Origin of the sequence: Paraclostridium dentum, from assembly GCF_012922555.1 — a bacterium.
GTDB classification, from domain to species: domain Bacteria; phylum Bacillota; class Clostridia; order Peptostreptococcales; family Peptostreptococcaceae; genus Paraclostridium; species Paraclostridium dentum.
In genome coordinates this window covers 1-503 of record NZ_WIPK01000107.1, presented here as the reverse complement: position 1 = coordinate 503, position 503 = coordinate 1, and the positions used below count along the sequence as shown (strand labels likewise).

Below are 503 nucleotides of genomic sequence, written 5' to 3'. Positions count from 1 at the left end.
ATTGGTTTCAGTGTGATAGCGCAGGATTGCAGTGCTAGCCCAGGTTTGAAGCTGAGCATCATTAGGAACATGCCACACTGACACGTCCTCTGCAGGAATGTCATAGAAACCAGGATTCTTGTAGTCATCACTGGTAGCCCCTTCTGCAGTACCAAACGTGGCAGTGTTCACCCAGTTTCTTTCACCATCAGGCCGTTTGGGATCACTACCCTGCTCGCTTGACCAGCGGTCACCGGAAGTGCAATGTCCATTGATATTGTTCTCGTGCACACTGGCCACCAATGTCCAGCCACCTCCAGCCGTGGTCATATCACAGAAGGTTTGGTACATCACACCGTTTGATGTTGTTAGGTAATAGATTCCATCATTTGTAGCTCCAAATTTTTCCTTGATGTCCCTGCAGCTTCGACTGATTGATCTCAACCTGGCATGATATTTTCCAAGCTCCGGGTTTATGTAGGTGTTATTTATAAGTATTGGCTTGGGAACGACAATATCTCCCA

At 47.3% G+C, this 503-nt stretch carries 1 protein-coding gene; it reads right to left on the bottom strand.

Annotated elements, in window-relative coordinates; translation table 11 throughout:
- Positions 1 to 503: fibrinogen-like YCDxxxxGGGW domain-containing protein (locus tag GFJ41_RS21055; protein ID WP_206001609.1), on the bottom strand; the 503-nt coding region annotated here is incomplete at both ends.